We start from the raw sequence: 1297 nt of genomic DNA on the forward strand, positions 1-1297 counted from the left end.
GGGTAATCCGATGCTGATGAAGTTTGATTCATTATTGGGTGGGGTGAGGGTGTGAAAACCAAGTCAACAAAAATGGAACTGGTTAAGTTTGAAAGAAACGAAAACCTATTTCTTAAGGAATATAACGTTACTCACAATAGCGAGACTACAAAGTTAGAGCAGAAAATATCTATTGCCAGAGATAACTTTGGAAAGTTTGAGGTAGATATTGAAATAGATGGATTCCCTCGCATTAGTGATGAAGTTGAAGCTTTACTCAAATATGGAGAGTGGCTAGAGCGATTAGGTGTTGCAATTAGACGTGAAGCTAAACGTGCGGTAAAGCGAGGCGTTCAATGAACTGCATGTCATGCAATAGACAGCTAACAGATGATGAGATTTATGTGTGTGCTCAGTGTGCTGATGAATACGCTCATTTGGAAGTGATGGATAAAATCAAAGGAGATGGAGATGCAGAAGCTAAGGCGACGGCGCTGTAAAATATGCCGAGAATGGTTTATTCCAAAGCAGAGCTTTCAAAATTGGTGTAGCCCGGAACATGGATTTGAATTATCCGAGCAACAAAGGAATAAAGATAGAGAAAAAGCATTAGCAAAACTTAAAAAGGAGAACCAGGAAAAAGAACGAGAAGCAAAAGACAAACTCAAAGCCCGCAAGTTAGAAGTAAAACCCCTCTCATATTTCACCAAACAAGCACAGACCGCATTCAACGCATTTATCAGAGAAAGAGACAAAGACGAGCCTTGCATCTCGTGTGGTCGTTTTCACGAAGGTCAGTATCACGCAGGACACTATCGAACAACCGGAGCTAATCCAGAGCTTAGGTTTGATGAAGATAACTGCCATAAGCAATGCGCACCATGTAATAACCATCTATCGGGGAATATCGAAAATTACACACCTCGACTAATAGAGAAAATTGGTCAGGAGCGTTTCGATCGGCTGATGGGTTCTCATGAATTGCCAAAGTGGAAACGCGAGGGTTATGAGCGGATACGTGATCACTACCGAGCCAAGTTAAAGGAGCTGAAAGATGAGGAGCGATAAATACAAAAGCCTACCAGTTGCTATTACCGTGGCAAGAAGATTATCCAGAGAGTCATTGAAAAGGCAAAGTTTTAGCGTTGTTCAGCTACCAATGGGCATCTTATCAGTATTGGTTACTAGCGATGCAAAGCGTAGGAAGAAATCTATTGTCTACTCAGTAAGTGGCGATGGTCATCACACAGTATTACCGGAGGCGAGATGAGACTTGCAGATTTACCAAAATATTTTTCACCAAAAAGCATTATGTTTA

General features: G+C 41.2%; 3 protein-coding genes. All 3 read left to right on the top strand.

Features of this window, described 5'->3' with window-relative positions:
• Positions 1-51: 51 nt before the first annotated feature.
• Genes ABN217_RS18940 through ABN217_RS18950 form a run of 3 tightly spaced genes read left to right on the top strand, consistent with a single transcriptional unit; the run spans position 52 to position 1047 of the window.
• Positions 52-339 carry a hypothetical protein gene (locus tag ABN217_RS18940; RefSeq protein ID WP_349459807.1) on the top strand — a complete coding sequence of 96 codons (288 nt, stop codon included), beginning with the start codon at positions 52-54 and terminating at the stop codon, positions 337-339.
• A 5-nt stretch (positions 340-344) separates the two neighbouring features.
• Positions 345-479 (top strand): hypothetical protein, encoded by a 135-nt coding sequence (locus ABN217_RS18945; protein ID WP_349459808.1) that lies wholly within the window; start codon positions 345-347, stop codon positions 477-479.
• Entirely contained in the window at positions 451-1047 is a 597-nt protein-coding gene (locus ABN217_RS18950) for a recombination protein NinG (protein ID WP_349459809.1), read from the top strand. The genes ABN217_RS18945 and ABN217_RS18950 overlap by 29 nt, the downstream gene beginning before the upstream one ends.
• Positions 1048-1297: the final 250 nt, after the last annotated feature.

This window comes from Proteus sp. fly-1067 (genome assembly GCF_040139345.1).
Taxonomy (GTDB): Bacteria; Pseudomonadota; Gammaproteobacteria; order Enterobacterales; family Enterobacteriaceae; genus Proteus; species Proteus vulgaris_B.

What these genes read in the sequence shown, in the direction of transcription:
- ABN217_RS18945 (WP_349459808.1), top strand. Translation starts at nt 345, where the DNA reads ATGTCATGCAATAGACAGCTAACAGATGATGAGATTTATGTGTGTGCT.
- ABN217_RS18950 (WP_349459809.1), top strand. Translation starts at nt 451, where the DNA reads ATGCAGAAGCTAAGGCGACGGCGCTGTAAAATATGCCGAGAATGGTTT.